2 protein-coding genes are annotated in these 2,320 nt (G+C 72.4%); both read right to left on the reverse strand.

Annotation, left to right across the window (positions count from 1 at the left end; genetic code table 11):
• Positions 1 to 98: 98 nt before the first annotated feature.
• Complete coding sequence (gene mfnA, locus B9G38_RS16155; RefSeq protein WP_086221058.1) at positions 99 to 1,190, reverse strand: tyrosine decarboxylase MfnA; 1,092 nt, start codon at positions 1,188 to 1,190, stop codon at positions 99 to 101.
• A 74-nt stretch (positions 1,191 to 1,264) separates the two neighbouring features.
• A partial coding sequence (locus B9G38_RS16160) for a putative PEP-binding protein (RefSeq protein ID WP_303646247.1) occupies positions 1,265 to 2,320 on the reverse strand: 1,056 nt, incomplete at its 5' end.

Below are 2,320 nucleotides of genomic sequence, written 5' to 3' on the forward strand. Positions count from 1 at the left end.
GTGGTGACCCGTAGTGAATATGTTGATCCGAACGCGGCGTCGACCCCGCTCTACTTATAAGAAATCGCCGCCTCGGCGGCCGGAAATCACAGCGAAATCTACCGCCGGATCCGGTCGAGGTCGTCGAGGAACGCCCGCAGCGCCGAGCGCGTCACGTGCGGCATACAGACCACGCGGAGCTCGCTCGCGCCGGTCCGCGACACCTTCCAGCCGGCGTCGCGCAGCGCGGCGAACTCGGACTCGGGCACGTCGGCCGCGACGAGCGGGAGCTCGGGCTCGACGACGTCGTACCCGCGGTCGGCGAGCCCCTCGGCGAGCCACTCGGCGTTGTCGGCCGCGCGCTCGGCCGCCTCGCGGTAGCCGTCGGGCCACAGCGCGTCCATCGCCGCGACCGCGCCCGCGACGCCCGCGCCGCTCCGCGTCCCGGTCAGCGTCGCCTGCGACCGCGTCTCCAAGTAGGGTGTGTCCACCGCGAGCGCGTCGAGCGCGGCGTCCTCGCGGGCCAACAGTCCCCCCGCGGGCACCGGCGCCTGCCCGAACTTGTGGGGATCGATCGTCAGCGTGTCGACCGGCGCGTCGCCGAACGACCACGCGCGGTCGGTGAAGGGGAGGACGAACCCGCCCCACGCGGCGTCGACGTGGAACCGCGCGCCGGCCTCGTCGGCGATCGCCGCCAGCTCCGGGACCGGGTCCACCCGCCCGTACTCCGTGCTGCCGGCGACGCCGACGACGAGCGCGGTCGCGTCGTCGACCGCGGCCGCGACGGCGCCGGCGTCGGCCCGGTAGTCGCCGTCGAGGGGGACCGTCCGCAGCTCCACCCCAAGCAGTTCTGCCGCCTTGTGGAACGAGAAATGCGCGCTGGCGGGCGCGACGACGTTGACCTCGTCTCCGCGCTTCGCACCGTCCTCGCCGTGGCGGTTCCGCGCCGACCGCACCGCCTGGACGTTCGCCTCGGTGCCGCCGGAGGTGACGTACCCCGCGGCGTCGCCGGGGGTCGGGTGGTCCGCGAGCGCCGCGAGCCCCTCGACCGCGCGCGCCTCCAGGTCCGCCACTTCCTCGTAGGTCGCGGGGTCGCCGGGGTTCGTCGCGAGGAACCGCTCGGCGGCCGCGCGGGCGTCCGAGTGCGGCTCGGTGCACATCGAGGAGAGCACCCGGTCGAACGACTGCGGCTCCGGTTCCGGCTGTCGCATCTGCCCGTTATTGCCGGGGACGGCTCTTACCCGTTCCGCTCTCGATCCGTCGAGGGACCTCGATTCCGGCGGCCTCAGCGGACCGAATCCAGCAGGAGGCGCTGCTCGGTCCGCTTCACCTCGTGTTGGACGTCGCGCACCGCGTCGATGTTCGCGGAGATGGAGGAGACCCCCTTCTCGACGAGGAACTCGACCATCTCGGGCTTCGAGCCGGCCTGTCCGCAGATGCTGGTGTCGACGCCGAGCTCGCGGCACGTCTCGATCGTGTCGCCGATGAGCCGCAACACCGCGGGGTGGAGCTCGTCGAACCGGTCGGCGACGTGCTCGTTGTTGCGGTCGACCGCGAGCGTGTACTGGGTGAGGTCGTTGGTGCCGAAGGAGGCGAAGTCGATGCCGGCGTTCGCCAGGTCCTCGATCTGGAGCGCGCTGGCGGGCGTCTCGATCATCACGCCCCAGCGGTGCGTCTCGGGGTCGATCCCGGCCTTACGCATGTGTCGCTTGATCCCCTCGACGTCGCTCGCGTCGTTGACGAGGGGGAACATCACCTCCAGGTTGTCGTACCCCATGTCGTAGAGGCGCGCGAACGCGGCCAGCTCCTGCCGGAACGGCTCGGGCTTGTCGAGGCTCCGGCGGACCCCGCGCCAGCCGAGCATCGGGTTGTGTTCGGCGGGCTCGCCCTCCCCGCCCTCGAGCTCGCGGAACTCGTCGGTGGGCGCGTCGATGGTTCGCACGCGGACCGGTCTGGGGTAGAACTCGTCGGCGACGCGCCGGACGCCCTCGATGAGCTCGTCCTGATAGGCGCGGGCGCCGTGGTCGGCGATGTACGTCTCGGGCGTCTTCCCGAGGGAGAGGACCATGTGTTCGATCCGGAGCAGCCCGACGCCGTCGGCGCCGGTCGCCGCGGCGCGCTCGGCCGCCTCCGGGATCGAGACGTTCACCTTCACCTCCGTCGCCGTCATCGGCTTGACGGGGGTCTCGGGGCGCGCCGCCTCCACCGGCTCGAACTCCTCGCCGGGCTCGGCGGACGCCGACTCGCCCGCCCGGATCGTCCCCTTGTCGCCGTCGACGGTTACCTGCTGGCCGTCACCGAGGACGCGGTTCCCGTCCCCCTTCCCGGCCCCCGCGGGGCC

Source organism: Halorubrum sp. SD612 (genome assembly GCF_002135005.1).

What these genes read in the sequence shown, in the direction of transcription:
- mfnA (WP_086221058.1), bottom strand. Translation starts at nt 1,190, where the DNA reads ATGCGACAGCCGGAACCGGAGCCGCAGTCGTTCGACCGGGTGCTCTCC.